Source organism: Bradyrhizobium sp. IC4059, from assembly GCF_020193615.1.
Classification (GTDB): domain Bacteria; phylum Pseudomonadota; class Alphaproteobacteria; order Rhizobiales; family Xanthobacteraceae; genus Bradyrhizobium; species Bradyrhizobium yuanmingense.
Genome location: NZ_JADYVH010000001.1, coordinates 781,467 through 795,368, shown reverse-complemented (window position 1 = coordinate 795,368; position 13,902 = coordinate 781,467). Strand labels below are relative to the sequence as shown.

The following is a 13,902-nucleotide window of genomic DNA, read 5'->3' as shown; positions in this document are numbered from 1 at the left end:
AGGAATGTTTCGAAGGAAGCAGTCTGGATTGCTTCGTCGCTTCGCTCCTCGCAATGACGGTGGGAGCAGTTTGCTCCCACCCCGCCTGCTCCGCTGCCCTCCGCAGCTCTTACTTCATCGGCCAGATCGCCTCGGCGATCGCGGCCTGCGGCGGGAAGATGGTGACGAACTTGCCGCCGACATATTGCAGCAGCACCGGATCGGCGTCGTTGTTCTGGCCCATCTCGTCGAACTTGACGCGCTTCCAGGGCATGATGGTCTTTTCGCCCGGGATGTCGGTCGCGGCAAGCGCGTCGCGGATCTTCTCGCCGTCGGTCGACTTGGCGCGGCTGATGGCGTCGGCGAGGATGATCAGGCCCATGAACTGCCGCGAGGTGAGGTCGTTGAAATCCTTGCCGGACCTGGCCTTGAACATCTCGTTGATCTTGCCGACCATCGGCCGCTTCTGCGCGAGGTCGAGCGAGAAGGTGCCGCGCGAGATCACGCCTTCGAGCTTGTCGCCGACGGCATCGTAGAGCGCCTTCTCGGAGAAGCCGGCGTCCTGCGCCACGATCGCATTCGGCTTGTAGCCGAGCTCGGCCATGGTCTTGACCAGGAGGATGCCGTCGGTGGTGTAGCTCGACGGCATCAGCACGTCGGCATTGGCGGTCTTGAGCTGCTGCACCTCGGCAGAGAGCGAGGGCGAGTTGGCGCGATACTTGATGTCGGTGACGATCTTATAGGCGCGCTCGCCGGCGATCTTGGTCTGGGCATTGCCGGAATCGGTGCCGAAGATGGTGTCCTCGTGGAACAGCGACAGCGTCTCGATCTTGGTGCCCTTCTTCTTCATGGCGTCGAAGAAGTCGAACATCGCAGCCGAGTACATCTCGTCGTGCGGCGAGGCGCGGAAGTAATATTTCAGGCCGCGGCGGTGCAGGCTCGGCGAGGAATTGTCGGCGGACAGGAACGGGACCTGATAGCGCTCGCAGATCTGGCTGACGGTGACGGCCACCGCGCTCTGGTAAGTGCCGACGACGGCGCAGACCTTCTCCTGCGTGATCAGGCGCTCGGCCTCGGCGCGGCCCTTCTGCGGATCGGCCTGGTGGTCGGCGAACACGAGGCGGATCTTGGCGCCACCGAGGCCCGGCAGGCCTTCGCCCTTCGCCAGCGGCAGGTCGAAATCGCTGTCCTTGTTGATGACTTCGAGCGCGGTCTCATAGGCCTTCTGCGCGTCGACGCCCTGCTGCGCGCTGCCGCCGGAGAACGGATAGATCACGCCGATCACGACTTCCGAACTCTGTGCGCGCGCCGCCAGCGGCACGAGGGCGGCAGTGGCGGTGGCCCCCAACAACACGTCGCGGCGAGTGATCGTCATGGCAAAGTCCCCTGTTACTGAATTTCGGCTGATCGAATGAAGCGATTGGTGGATGCGGTAAAGCCTGAAGAAGCAGCAGATGCTGCCCACTAAATCACGGCCATGTTTCTGTTCTTGAGATCGGTCACCAGCATCAGGCCGGGCGAATGCGTGATTGCAAACGGCAGCTTCGCGGCGTTGATGACCGATTGCGGCGTCACCCCGCAGGCCCAGAACACCGGAATCTCGTCGTCGGCGACCGGCACCGGATCGCCGTAGTCGGGCTTGGCGATATCCTTGATGCCGATCAGATGCGGATGGCCGAGATGCACGGGCGCGCCGTGCACGGCCGGATAGCGCGAGGTGATCTGCACCGCGCGGATCGCATCGGCCGGCTTGAACGGACGCATCGACACCACCATGGGACCGGCGAACGGACCTGATACACCGCAGGCGATGTTGGTGCGGTACATCGGCACGCGCACGTTCTTCTCGATGTGGCGGATCGGCATGCCCTCCTCGAGCAACGCCTCCTCGAACGAGAACGAGCAGCCGAGCACGAAGGTGACGAGATCGTCGCGCCAATAGCTCTTCACGTCGGTCGGCTCGTCCACGACCTCGCCGTCGCGCCAGACGCGGTAGCGCGGAACGTCGGTGCGGATGTCGAGATCGGCGCCGAGCGAGGGGATGTAAGGGCTGCCGACATCGGACATGCCGATGATCGGGCACGGCTTGGGATTGAGCTGGCAGAAGCGGTGGAAGGCACCGGCATACTCCGCCGGCAGGATCGCCAGATTGCCCTGGACATATCCGGGAGCGACGCCGGCGGTGGAGGCGACCAGCCCCTCGCGGTAGGCGAGCCGGGCCTTGCGGCTCGGGAGGGCGTCGGGTGTTTCAGTTTGCTGCGCTGCCACCAAAACAGTCATGTGATCGACCTGCCTATAAACTCGACAAAGACAAGCCAACACCAAGCGTGCTATAAAGTCTAATCTTCGTTTCTAATCAATCTCGATAAATCTGATTTATCGATTGGGAAAATCCTTCCAATGCTGGACTTCAGGTCGATCGAGACGTTCCTATGGGTCGTGAAGCTCGGCAGCTTCCGCGGCGCCGCGCAACGCCTCAACACCACCCAGCCGGCGATCTCCCAGCGCATCGCCCAGCTCGAGCGCGAGATGGGCGTGAAGCTCCTGAACCGCGACCATCGCATCGCCTCCCCGACCCCGAGCGGCCGGCAGATGATGGTCTACGCGGAGAAGCTGATCGGCCTGCGCGCTGCGATGATGGCGGAGATCGGCGATGCTTCGGCGATGCGCGGCGTGATGCGGCTCGGCGTCGCCGAGACCATCGTGCACACCTGGCTGCCGCGGCTCGTCAAGAGCGTCAACGAGGTCTATCCGAACCTGTCGCTGGAGATCGAGGTCGACATCACGCCGAACCTCACCGCGCGCCTGCTCGCACAGGAGATCGAGCTCGCCTTCGTGGTCGGACCGCTGTCCGCCTCCGGCGTGCACAACCGCGTGCTCGCCGATTATCCGATCGGCTTCCTCGCGAGTCCCTCGCTCGGGCTCGGCAAGGGCCCGGTGACGCCGGCGGACCTCGCGCGGTTTCCGATCATCACCTTCCCGCGCAAGACCAAGCCCTACGAGGTCGTGCGCGAGGTGTTCGACCGGCCGGAGCTGCCGCCGATCCGCCTGCATGCGTCCGCTTCGCTGGCGACCGTCATCCACATGGCGGTCGAGGGCCTTGGCATCGCCGTGATCCCCGACGCCATCGTCGAGAACGAGCTCGCCGACGGACGGCTGCAGCTGCTCGACACCGATCTTTCCATCGCGCCGCTGACCTTCACCGCGAGCTGGCTGGCCTCGCCCGATGTCGTCGCCGTGGAGCGCGTCGCCGAGCTTGCACGGCAAATTGCGCAGAGCAGCCTCGCGGTTGACGCGCCCGCACAGGCGCGTCATTGAAAAAGGCGCCGGACAAAAGAGAGAACGACCGCATGAGCCGAGCCGCGACCAACCTGCAAATCGATTCCGCCCGCCTGTGGGGCTCCATCCACGAGACCGCGCAATTCGGCGCGACGGCCAAAGGCGGCGTGCGGCGGCTGACGTTGAGCCAGGAAGACAAGCAGGTGCGCGATTGGTTCCGCAAGGCCTGCGAGGATGCCGGACTGGAAGTCCACGTCGACGCGCTCGGATCACAGTTCGGCCTGCGCAAGGGCCGCGACATGTCGAAGCTGCCCGTCGGCATCGGCTCGCACCTCGACACCCAGCCGACCGGCGGCAAGTATGACGGCATCCTGGGAACGCTCGGCGCGCTGGAGGTGATCCGCACGCTGAACGATGCCGGCATCGAGACCGAGGCGCCAATCTGCGTCGTGAACTGGACCAACGAGGAAGGCTCGCGCTTCGCACCGGCGATGATGGCTTCCGCCGCCTATGTCGGCGACTTCACCACAGACGACATTTTGTCGCGCAAGGACGCCGAGGGCACCACCGTCGGCCAGGCGCTCGACGGCATCGGCTATCGCGGCGACAAGCCGGTCGGCTTCCAGAAGCTCGGCTGCTTCGTCGAGCTGCACATCGAGCAGGGGCCGATCCTGGAAGCCGAAGGCAAGACCATCGGCGTGGTCGATTCCGGCCAGGGCGTGCTCTGGTACGACGGCAAGATCTCCGGCTTCGAGAGCCATGCGGGCTCCACGCCGATGCCGCTGCGGCGCGATGCGCTGGCGACCTTGTCCGAAATCGTGCTGGCGATGGAGTCGATTGCGAGGAAGCACGGACCGAACGCCGTCGGTACCATCGGCGAGGCCGTCATCGCCAATCCCTCGCGTAACGTCATTCCCGGCGAGATCGCCTTCACCATGGACTGCCGCAGTGCCGATGGCGCCATCATGGATGCGCTCGACCGCGATCTGCGGGCGGCAATCGCCGAGATCGCCGCGCGCCGCAAGGTCGAGGTCAAGATCGATCTGGTATGGCGCAAGCCGCCGACGCATTTCGATCCGAAGCTGATTGCTGCCGTCGAGAACGCCGCTAAGACGCTCGGCTATTCCTCGCGCCGCATCACCTCCGGCGCCGGCCACGACGCCTGCAACCTCAACACGATCATGCCGGCGGCGATGGTGTTCGTGCCCTGCAAGGACGGCATCAGCCACAACGAGCTGGAGGATGCGACGCAGGGCGACTGCGCCGCGGGCACCAACGTCCTCATGCATACCGTGCTGGCAGTCGCCGGCGTCGCATCCTGAGCGGAGAGAACCATGCGCGGAGTTTTCGTCGACGCCAATGAATCGCTGGCCGTGATCATGGAGCGGCTGGGGAAGCCTGGTGATCCCAAGGTGCGGATCAACAGGAATCCCGACATCACGCCCGAGCAATATCCTGATATTCTCGACGGCGCCGAGATCGCGATCGTCGACCACACCGCACTGCCGACCGAAGTCGCGAAGAAATGCACCGGGCTGAAGCACGTCGTGTTCCTCGGTACCGGCGCGCGCAGCTACATGAATCCGGAAGAGCTCGCCGAGCTCGGCATCTCCGTGCATCTGATCAAGGGCTACGGCGACACGGCGGTTGCGGAATCCGCGATCGCGCTGATGTGGGCGTCGGCCCGCGTCATTGCGATGATGGACCGCGAGATGCGCGCCGGGAACTGGCTGCGGGAGGACGGCATGCAGCTCACCGGCAAGACGCTCGGCCTGATCGGCTTCGGCGGCATCGCCGCGGAGGTCGCGCGCATCGCGTCCGGCAGCGGCATGAAGGTGATCGCCTGGAACCGTTCGCCGAAGAGCTATCCGGGGGTCGAATTTACCGATCTCGACAGCGTGCTGGCGAGAAGCGACGTGGTGTCGCTGCACCTGCTGCTCAACGACGAGACGCGCGGCATGATCACGCGCGAGAAGATCCTTGCTATGAAACGCGGCGTCATTCTCATCAACACCGCCCGCGCCGCTGTTGTCGACGAGGCCGCCATGATCGAGGCGCTGAAGTCCGGCCATATCCGCCACGCCGGCCTTGATGTCTTCAACATCGAGCCGCTGCCCGGCGATCATCCGCTGACGAAGCTGCCGAACGTGACGTTGTCGGCGCATTCGGCCTTCCGCACACCGGAGGCGAGCGAGAACCTGATTGAAGCGGCGTTGGTCCATTGCCGCCGGATCGTGAAGGGATAAGAGCAACAACAATGGCCGACTATCGCATCATCAAGGCAGAGTCGCTCACCAAGGCCATCCATGCCATCGTCAGGGCCGGCGGCTCCTCGGACCGCGAGGCCGAGCTCGTGGCCACCAATCTCGTCGAAGCCAATCTGAAGGGACACGACTCGCACGGCGTCGGCATGATTCCGCGCTACGTCCAGAGCGTCACCAATGGCGGCCTCGCCGTGAACTCGCACGTCAAGATCGTGCTCGACACCGGCCCGCTTCTCACCCTCGACGGCCTCACCGGCTACGGCCAGGTGATCGGCCATGAAGCGATGGAGCTCGCGGCCGAGCGCGCAAAGAAGAACGGTGTTTGCCTTGTCGGCCTCTCAAATTCGCATCACATCGGCCGCATCGGCCACTGGGCCGAGCAGTGCATCGACCACGGGCTGGTCTCGATCCACTTCGTCAACGTGATCTCGCGCCCGATCGTGGCGCCCTGGGGCGGCAGCGACGCACGCCACGGCACCAATCCGTTCTGCGTCGGCATCCCGCGCGCCGGCAAGGATCCGATCGTGCTCGACTTCGCCACCAGCAGGATCGCGCAGGGCAAGACCCGTGTTGCCCATAACAAGGGCGTCGAGCTCGAGGTCGGCACCATCATTGATCACGAGGGCAAGCCCACGATCAATCCGCGCTACACCGTGATCCCGCCCTACGGTGCCATCCTCCCGTTCGGCGAGCACAAGGGCTCGGGCCTTGCGCTGGTGTGCGAGATCCTCGGCGGCGCGCTCTCCGGCGGCCAGGTGGTCAAGGGCTCGTCCGACGGCAAGTACAACGTCCTTAACGGCATGCTCTCGATCGTCATCGATCCGGGCAAGCTCGGCACCGGCGAGAACCTTGCACGCGAAGTTGAGAGCTTCGTGAGCTGGCACACCGGCTCGCCGCCTGCCCCCGGCGTCGACAAGGTCAGAATCGCGGGCGAGCCGGAGCGCGAGATCAAGAAGAAACGTCTCGCCGAGGGCATCCCGGTCGACCCAACCACCTGGCAGGAGATCCTGGATGCCGGGAAGAAGTTCGGGCTGGAACAGACGGCGATCGAGAAGATCGCGAGCTGATCGGAGCGAGGCGCGCTCCTCGGCGTCGCCTCGCGCCTCATGACCAATCGCGCAAGAGAGACTGGACGGCGGCGAAATGTCGACGTGCGCACGGCACGGGTTTGAACCGCCCCGCATGACCTTGCGACAATGCGGATATCCGATTGCATCCGCCCGAGGTTCGCATGCTCTCCCGTCTCGCAAAATTCGTGTCCGGCTCAAACCTTCCGTCGCCCGGATCCGATCTCTACCGGCAACGGCTCGCCATCTACGAGAGCGAGCTTGGCGAGCCCGAGCGCACATTCACTGATAACGCAGAGCGCCGCATCGACATCCACGCCTTCGGCCGCGATTTCGTCCCGGTCTGCCAGGAGGGCTCCGACGAAGGCTATGTCCTTCTCACCAACGGCATGAGCGAGCAACGGATGCACGGCGTCCCCGGGGACGCAAAGCCCCGGGCCGAGCTGATGTGGTATGTCCGCGAGCCAACGCAGGACGTTTGCGCCAATCTGCGCTGGCTGGCCAATCTGCCGTTCATCGACACGACCTGGTTCGGCTTCGGCCATCGCGTCGCGCTTCCGTGGCCGCCGGTTGCAGGAACGGACTTCCAGACGTTCCTGTTGCTCACACCGATCATCGGCCCCGACAAGGAGATCGCCGAGGCGCTGGAGATTGCGAGCGATCCGGTGGAGATCCTGACCGTGAACCTGATCTCGCATCAGGAGCTCGGGCTGATCAAGTCCAGGGGGCTCGATCCGTTTCTCGATCTGCTCGACGAGAACGACTATCCGCCGATCTTCGATCCGGCGCGGAGGTCGTATGTGTAGTCGTAGGCCAAAGCACTGCTGCCGTTCCCTTCTCCCCTTGTGGGAGAAGGTGGCATAGGCGGCCTTGGGCCGCCGTTCCTAAGAACGCCGAAGCGAAGCTTCGGCTATGGCGCCGGATGAGGGGTTCTCTCGGCGAACAATTCTACGGCTGATAGGTCTGCCTCTGCGGAAACAGACCCCTCACCCGTCTTCGATGCTTCGCATCGAAGCCACCCTCTCCCACAAGGGGAGAGGGTGAAGCGGCGAACTAATCCACCATATCCGCAACCGCCTTGCCGCACGCCGTCGTGTCGGCATTGCCGCCGAGATCCTTGGTGCGCAGCGTGCGTTCGGCGAGCGTGCGCTCGATCGCCTCGACAATCGACTTGCCGGCTTCCTTCTCGCCGAGATGCTCGAACATCATCGCGCCGGACCAGATCATGCCGATCGGGTTGGCGATGCCCTGGCCTGCGATGTCGGGCGCCGAGCCGTGCACCGGCTCGAACACGGATGGGAAATCGCCCTCGGGATTGATGTTGCCGGACGGAGCGATGCCGATGGTGCCGGTGCAGGCCGGGCCAAGGTCGGAGAGGATGTCGCCGAACAGGTTGGAGCCGACCACGACGTCGAACCAGTCCGGATGCAGCACGAAGTTCGCGGTGAGAATGTCGATGTGGTACTTGTCCCACTTCACGCCTGGAAACTTCTTGGCCATCGCCTCCACGCGCTCGTCCCAATAGGGCATGGTGATCGAGATGCCGTTGGACTTGGTCGCCGAGGTCAGGTGCTTCTTGGGCCGCGACTGCGCGAGCTCGAAGGCGAATTTCAGGATGCGGTCGACGCCGGTACGGGTCATCACCGTCTGCTGCGTCACGAACTCGCGGTCGGTGTCCGGGAACATGCGGCCGCCGACCGAGGAATATTCGCCTTCGGTGTTCTCGCGCACCACCCAGAAATCGATATCGCCGGGCTTGCGCCCCGCCAGCGGCGACGGCACGCCGGGCATCAACCGCACCGGGCGCAGGTTGACGTACTGGTCGAACTCGCGGCGGAACTTGATCAGCGAGCCCCACAGCGAGACGTGGTCCGGGATCTTGGCCGGCCAGCCGACCGCACCGAAATAGATCGCATCGTGCTTGCCGATCTTCTCCTTCCAGTCGTCGGGCATCATCTGGCCGTGCTTCTCGTAATAGTCGTAAGAGGAGAAGTCGAAATGGTCGAAATGCAGCGAGACGTTGTGCTTCTTCGCCGCCGCCTCCAAAACGCGCAGGCCCTCCGGCATCACCTCCTTGCCGATGCCATCGCCGGGAATGACCGCGATCCGGTATTGTTTCTTGCTCATCGAGAACGTCCTTGGTTGGTCCGGCAGTCGCCGCCTTCTGACTGCACTGCAATGGACCAAACGCGGCGGCAGTGCAACGCTGCACTGCAATGTTGACCATGGCGCGGCCAAGCGCCTACTGATTTGATCCTGTTCCCACGAACGAGTACCCCATGGATCTGCATCTGCGCGGCAAGCGCGTCCTGATCACCGGCGCGTCCAAGGGCATTGGCGCAGCCGCCGCCGAGGCCTTCGCCGAGGAAGGCGCGCATCTCCTCCTCGCGGCGCGTAGCGGCGATCAGCTCAAGGCGCTGGCCGACCGCTTGCGCGCCGCGCACCAGATCGACGCCACAACGAGCATCGTCGATCTGCGCAAGGAGGACGACGTGGCCCGGCTGGCGAAGGAAGCCGCCGACATCGACGTGCTCGTCAACAATGCCGGCGACATCCCGGGCGGCTCGATCGACAAGATCGACGAGGCGACCTGGCGGCACGCCTGGGAACTGAAGGTGTTCGGCTATATCAACCTGACGCGCTACGTCTACGCTCAGATGAAAGCCAGGGGGGGCGGCGTCATCGTCAACGACATCGGCGCGGCCGGCGAGAAGTTCGATGCCAACTACATCTGCGGCAGCGCCGGCAATGCCGCGCTGATGGCGTTCACACGGGCGCTCGGCGGCAAGAGCCTGGCCGACAACATCCGCGTGGTCGGCATCAATCCCGGCCCCGTCGGCACCGACCGCCACGTCACCCTGCTCAAGACGCGGGCCAAGCACCAGTTCGGCGACGAGAGCCGCTACAAGGAATTCCAGAAGAGCCTGCCGCTCGGCCGTCCCGCGCATGCGCGCGAGATCGGCGACCTCATGGCGTTCCTGGCCTCGGATCGCGCCGGCTATACGTCGGGCGTGATCTACACCGTCGACGGCGGCATCAGCGCCGGGTGGGGTTAACTCTATTCTCGTCATTGCGAGCGCAGCGAAGCAATCCAGGAATGCCTCTGCAGCAACCAGTCTGGATTGCTTCGTCGCTTCGCTCCTCGCAATGACGAGCCTCGAATAAGCACAGGAGTAAACTAATTGTCTCAGGATCTGATCCGCGAAACCGCCTGCACCGTCGTCGACAAGCTGCGCTCGGGCGACGTCTCGCCGCTCGAGCTCCTGGACGTAGTGGAGAAGCGCATCAAGGAGGTCGACGGCAAGGTCAACGCGCTGCCGACGCTGTGCTTCGATCGCGCGCGGGAGAGTGCGAAGACACTGATGCAGAAGCCGGCGGGCGCGCGCGGGCTGCTCGCCGGGCTGCCGGTGCCAATCAAGGATCTGACCGACGTTGCAGGCGTGTTGAACACGCAGGGCTCGCCGATCTTCAAGGATAACATCCCCGCGAAGTCTGACCTCATGGTCGAGAACCTCGAGGCCAACGGCGCGGTCGTCTACGCCAAGTCGAACACGCCGGAGTTCGGGGCCGGTGCCAACACGTTCAACGAGGTGTTCGGCGCGACGCTCAATCCCTGGGACACGACGAAATCGGCCGCGGGCTCCTCCGGCGGCGCGGCGGTGGCACTTGCGACCGGCATGGCCTGGCTCGCCCAGGGCTCCGACATGGGCGGGTCGTTGCGCAGCCCCGCGGCCTTCTGCGGCGTCGTCGGCATGCGGCCGAGCATCGGCCGCGTCGCGCATACCCCGAAGTCCGGCATCGATCGCAATCTCGGCGTGGTCGGTCCGATGGCGCGCAACGTCGAGGATCTCGCGCTGCTGCTGGACGCCATGAGCGGCGACTATGCCGACGATCCGCTGTCGCTGCCGGCTCCCTCAACCTCGTTCCTGTCGGCGGCCCAGGCGGGCAAGCGGCCGAAGCGCATCGCCTATTCGCCCGATCTCGGCATCACCCCGGTCGATCCCGAAGTGAAGGCGATCACCCGCAAGGCGGCGGAACGTTTCGCCGAAGCCGGCGCCATCGTCGAGGAGGCGCATCCGGATTGGCGCGAGGCGCATGAATGCTTTCACGTGCTGCGCGCCTTCGATTTCGCGATCACCAAGGCCAATCTGCTGCGCACCAAACGCGACCTGCTCAAGCCCGAGGTGATCTGGAACATCGAGGAAGGCCTCAAGCTCACGGTCGAGCAACTCGCGCGCGCCGAGGCGCAGCGCGTCGGCATGACGGCGCGGGCGGTCGAGTTCTTCAAGAGTTACGATCTGTTGCTGACCCCGACCACGATCGTTCCGCCCTTCCCGATCGAGCATCGCTATGTCGCCGAATGCGCCGGCAAGAGGTTCGACAACTACATCGAATGGCTCGGCATCGTCTACGCCATCACGCTGGCCTGCTGCCCGTCTCTCTCGCTGCCCTGCGGCTTCACGGCCTCGGGCCTTCCGGTCGGCGTGCAGGTGGTCGGCGCGCCGCGCGCCGACGCGCAGGTGATTGCCGGGGCAAAAGTGCTGGAGGATATTCTCGGCCTGCGCGGCACGACGCCGATCGATCCGAAGGGACATGGGTGAGCGCAGCACGACTTCCCGTCGCACCCTCCAGTCATCGCGCGGCACGCAGAACGGTTGCTCGGTTCGCTATTTGGCGATCGGGCAGGAGCCAGGATTATCGCAGCGAGGAGGCGTCGACCGCGTGGTGCCGGTCGCCTCGTCGGAGCTCGGGCCCACCGCCCCGTTCAGAATGACCGAGACACGCCATCGATATGTTGTTTGCGGCGCCAGACCGGAATCCCCAAAGCTAGCGCCTGTCACGTCGCCAACCGCCTGGAACGCACCATCTGGCCCCGCACGCGAAACCCGGTAGGTCGCTCCGTCGGCTCCTGGAGACCAGGCCAGGTCAGCGCCGCTATCCGACGTATCGATCACCGTGAGCGATTGCGGTGCAGATAGCGAGGGCGCGGTCGCGCCGGCGGGCGCCGCGGCAGCGGCGGTGAGCGCATCCAGCATCGCCTTGATCGCCTTGATTTGCGATCCGGACTTCGTCACGTAGCTATCCTGATGGTTGACGTAGCTCCACCAATCCCAACAGGCCTGCGGATTGCTTGGCCAGTATGGGCTGGTCTTGGTCTGCGGATAGAGAATGATCATGCGGTTCGTGTCCGCCCACTCATTGTAGCCGGCCTCATCCACGAATTTGCGTCCGATATCGGCGACGTCCTGCTTGCATCCGTGGAGCGCGACGTGGACGCGACACGGACTGCCCTGCTCGCAATCCCTGGGCACGAACACATAGCCGGTATCGCCCATGCTCAACGCGTCGGGCAGATGCGGCGTGGTATAGATCGATTGATCAAAGCTCTTCACCGAACCTGCAAGCTGCGCGGGGTTGGGCGGATTCAGGCGGCCGTAAATATGCTGCAGGATGACGCCGGCCTGGTCATAGCCGCATTGGTCGATATAGGGCGCCGTGTTGGCCTTGCAGTCGTTGAGCCCGGGTGCGCCCTGTTTCGCCACGACGAACGAGTGGCCCGCGCCGAGCGTGGCCTGATAGAACAAGTTGCCGCGATTGGCATCCCCGAGATAATGGCGATAGAAATCGGCGGCCGCATCGGTCGCCGCCTTGTCGACGACCGCGTCATTGTAGCCGTGAAAGAGATAGATCTTCTGCCTGCCGACATTGCTGAGAGGGTCGATCTCGCCCGCTGCGGCCTTCGCGTCGGCCTTTGCCGTAAAATCCTTCGGATTCAGATCCGACGCCGGCCCTTTCATGCATGCACCCGTGGCCCGCCGGATCGGCCCCCAGTACCAGGTGACGGCGTCGAACGCGTCCGCCTTTGCGCACCAGTAAGGGCCGCCTGCGACCACGCCGACGCCCTTGATCACCGACGACCACGCCGTGCCGAACTGAACGGCCATGAACGCGCCCGACGAAATTCCCGAAATCGAACTCTCACCGATCGGCGCGCGATAGCGCCGTAACCCCTCGGCGGCGCACGATGACACGCCAAGAGTGGTCGTGAAGATCAGGACGCAGATCTGGGCGGCGGTGAACTGCCGCAAAACGGCCACGCGCATGACAGCCTCGCCAAGTCGACCGCAGGAGCAACCTCCGGTATTAGAGAGCAAGACCGGCAATCGGTGCAAGCGCAAACAAGCGGCACCAAACCAGGAACGTCACTTCGGTGCTGTCGGCGCCTCCAGGCTCCGGCTGTAGCGCGACATCGCGAAACAGAAGACAAAGTAGATCGCGGCCACGAAGATGTAGACCTCGACCGAATACTGCTGCCAGGCCGGATCGATGATCGCGGTCTTCGCCGTCGTCAGCAGATCGAAGATGCCGATGATCAGCACCAGGCTGGTGTCCTTGAAGAAGGCGATGAAGGTGTTGACCAGCGGCGGGATGACGTGGCGGATCGCCTGCGGCAGGATGATCAAGCGGTGCTTGCGCCAGTAGGACAGGCCGAGCGCGTCGGCGGCCTCATATTGCCCGCGCGGCACGGCCTGAAGCCCGCCGCGGATCACTTCAGCCAGGTAGGCGCCGGCGAACAGGATGATCGCGATCTGAGCGCGCAACAGCTTGTCGATGTTGAATCCGGCCGGCATGAACAGCGGAAACATCACGCTGGCCATGAACAGCAGGCTCACCAGCGGCACGCCGCGGATCAGCTCGACGTAGAGCACGCTGAGCGAGCGGATCGCCGGCAGCTTCGAGCGCCGGCCGAGCGCGACCAGGATACCGAGCGGAAAGCCGACGGCGAGACCGAACGTCGCCAGGATCAGCGTCACGGGCAAGCCGCCCCAGCGGTCCTGCGAGACGAAGGATAGGCCGAGCACGCCGCCCCACATCAGCACGCTGATCAGCGCCAGTGCGCCGATCCAGAGATAGACCAGCTCGCGCCGCCACAGCGCGCGGCGGGTCGAGAGATAGTACAGCGCGATGAACAGCACGACCGACAGCGCCGGCCGCCACTGCTCGTCGAACGGATAAGTGCCGAACAGGATGAAGCGGTACTTCTCGGGGATGATGGCCCAGCAGGCGCCGACGCCGCGCGCGGCGCGACAGGCGCTGGAATCGCTCGTGGGCGTCAGCCAGACCGCATTGGCGATGCCCCATTGCACGAAGCTGAAAATGCCCTTGGCGAGCAGCACCAGCAGCAGGATCGTGATGATCCCATTCGGGATCGAGGAGAACAGGTTCTTACGCAGCCAGTGCAGCACCGGATTGCGCAGCTGCGGTCGGCGAGCGGCGCGGGGTGCATCGGGGATGTCCGTGATCGCGGTCAT

The 13,902-nt window shown here is 64.5% G+C and carries 12 protein-coding genes; 7 read left to right on the top strand and 5 right to left on the bottom strand.

The features are described 5' to 3' along the window. Positions 1-109 precede the first annotated feature (109 nt). Complete coding sequence (locus tag I6F12_RS03735) at positions 110-1,354, bottom strand: ABC transporter substrate-binding protein (RefSeq protein ID WP_192893276.1); 1,245 nt, start codon at positions 1,352-1,354, stop codon at positions 110-112. Positions 1,355-1,443: 89 nt separating this feature from the next. Next, on the bottom strand, positions 1,444-2,259 hold the full coding sequence (locus tag I6F12_RS03730; RefSeq protein WP_036004926.1) for a putative hydro-lyase: 816 nt from the start codon (positions 2,257-2,259) through the stop codon (positions 1,444-1,446). 120 nt (positions 2,260-2,379) lie between these two features. On the opposite strand from I6F12_RS03730, the gene I6F12_RS03725 reads away from it, so the two are divergent. The 5 genes from I6F12_RS03725 to I6F12_RS03705 all read left to right on the top strand — a co-directional run bounded on the left by I6F12_RS03725 (position 2,380) and on the right by I6F12_RS03705 (position 7,395). Continuing rightward, a complete protein-coding gene (locus tag I6F12_RS03725) occupies positions 2,380-3,297 on the top strand; it encodes a LysR family transcriptional regulator (RefSeq protein WP_036004923.1) in 918 nt (305 codons plus the stop codon). 32 nt (positions 3,298-3,329) lie between these two features. Next, complete coding sequence (locus I6F12_RS03720) at positions 3,330-4,580, top strand: Zn-dependent hydrolase (protein WP_109144482.1); 1,251 nt, start codon at positions 3,330-3,332, stop codon at positions 4,578-4,580. A gap of 12 nt (positions 4,581-4,592) precedes the next feature. Next, a complete protein-coding gene (locus I6F12_RS03715; RefSeq protein WP_036004881.1) occupies positions 4,593-5,504 on the top strand; it encodes an NAD(P)-dependent oxidoreductase in 912 nt (303 codons plus the stop codon). 11 nt (positions 5,505-5,515) lie between these two features. Beyond that, positions 5,516-6,589: a malate/lactate/ureidoglycolate dehydrogenase gene (locus I6F12_RS03710; protein ID WP_036004878.1), complete on the top strand. Its 1,074-nt coding sequence runs from the start codon at positions 5,516-5,518 to the stop codon at positions 6,587-6,589. A 164-nt stretch (positions 6,590-6,753) separates the two neighbouring features. Then, entirely contained in the window at positions 6,754-7,395 is a 642-nt protein-coding gene (locus I6F12_RS03705) for a suppressor of fused domain protein (protein WP_225155525.1), read from the top strand. A gap of 247 nt (positions 7,396-7,642) precedes the next feature. Here I6F12_RS03705 and I6F12_RS03700 read toward each other — a convergent pair whose 3' ends face one another. Beyond that, positions 7,643-8,716, bottom strand: a complete 1,074-nt coding sequence (locus I6F12_RS03700; RefSeq protein ID WP_036004872.1) for a tartrate dehydrogenase — start codon at positions 8,714-8,716, stop codon at positions 7,643-7,645. 152 nt (positions 8,717-8,868) lie between these two features. On the opposite strand from I6F12_RS03700, the gene I6F12_RS03695 reads away from it, so the two are divergent. Beyond that, positions 8,869-9,645, top strand: coding sequence for an SDR family oxidoreductase (locus I6F12_RS03695; RefSeq protein ID WP_225155524.1), 777 nt, complete (start codon positions 8,869-8,871; stop codon positions 9,643-9,645). A 126-nt stretch (positions 9,646-9,771) separates the two neighbouring features. Next, positions 9,772-11,190, top strand: a complete 1,419-nt coding sequence (locus I6F12_RS03690; protein ID WP_225155523.1) for an amidase family protein — start codon at positions 9,772-9,774, stop codon at positions 11,188-11,190. Positions 11,191-11,256: 66 nt separating this feature from the next. On the opposite strand, the gene I6F12_RS03685 is transcribed toward I6F12_RS03690, so the two are convergent. Next, the gene (locus tag I6F12_RS03685; protein WP_225155522.1) at positions 11,257-12,753 is read right to left on the bottom strand and encodes a hypothetical protein; all 1,497 of its coding nucleotides are present in this window, start codon (positions 12,751-12,753) and stop codon (positions 11,257-11,259) included. A 39-nt stretch (positions 12,754-12,792) separates the two neighbouring features. Beyond that, the gene (locus tag I6F12_RS03680) at positions 12,793-13,902 is read right to left on the bottom strand and encodes an amino acid ABC transporter permease (protein ID WP_225155521.1); all 1,110 of its coding nucleotides are present in this window, start codon (positions 13,900-13,902) and stop codon (positions 12,793-12,795) included.

What these genes read in the sequence shown, in the direction of transcription:
- I6F12_RS03715 (WP_036004881.1), top strand. Translation starts at nt 4,593, where the DNA reads ATGCGCGGAGTTTTCGTCGACGCCAATGAATCGCTGGCCGTGATCATG.
- I6F12_RS03725 (WP_036004923.1), top strand. Translation starts at nt 2,380, where the DNA reads ATGCTGGACTTCAGGTCGATCGAGACGTTCCTATGGGTCGTGAAGCTC.
- I6F12_RS03700 (WP_036004872.1), bottom strand. Translation starts at nt 8,716, where the DNA reads ATGAGCAAGAAACAATACCGGATCGCGGTCATTCCCGGCGATGGCATC.
- I6F12_RS03730 (WP_036004926.1), bottom strand. Translation starts at nt 2,259, where the DNA reads ATGACTGTTTTGGTGGCAGCGCAGCAAACTGAAACACCCGACGCCCTC.
- I6F12_RS03705 (WP_225155525.1), top strand. Translation starts at nt 6,754, where the DNA reads ATGCTCTCCCGTCTCGCAAAATTCGTGTCCGGCTCAAACCTTCCGTCG.
- I6F12_RS03720 (WP_109144482.1), top strand. Translation starts at nt 3,330, where the DNA reads ATGAGCCGAGCCGCGACCAACCTGCAAATCGATTCCGCCCGCCTGTGG.
- I6F12_RS03695 (WP_225155524.1), top strand. Translation starts at nt 8,869, where the DNA reads ATGGATCTGCATCTGCGCGGCAAGCGCGTCCTGATCACCGGCGCGTCC.
- I6F12_RS03710 (WP_036004878.1), top strand. Translation starts at nt 5,516, where the DNA reads ATGGCCGACTATCGCATCATCAAGGCAGAGTCGCTCACCAAGGCCATC.
- I6F12_RS03735 (WP_192893276.1), bottom strand. Translation starts at nt 1,354, where the DNA reads ATGACGATCACTCGCCGCGACGTGTTGTTGGGGGCCACCGCCACTGCC.
- I6F12_RS03680 (WP_225155521.1), bottom strand. Translation starts at nt 13,902, where the DNA reads ATGACCGCGATCACGGACATCCCCGATGCACCCCGCGCCGCTCGCCGA.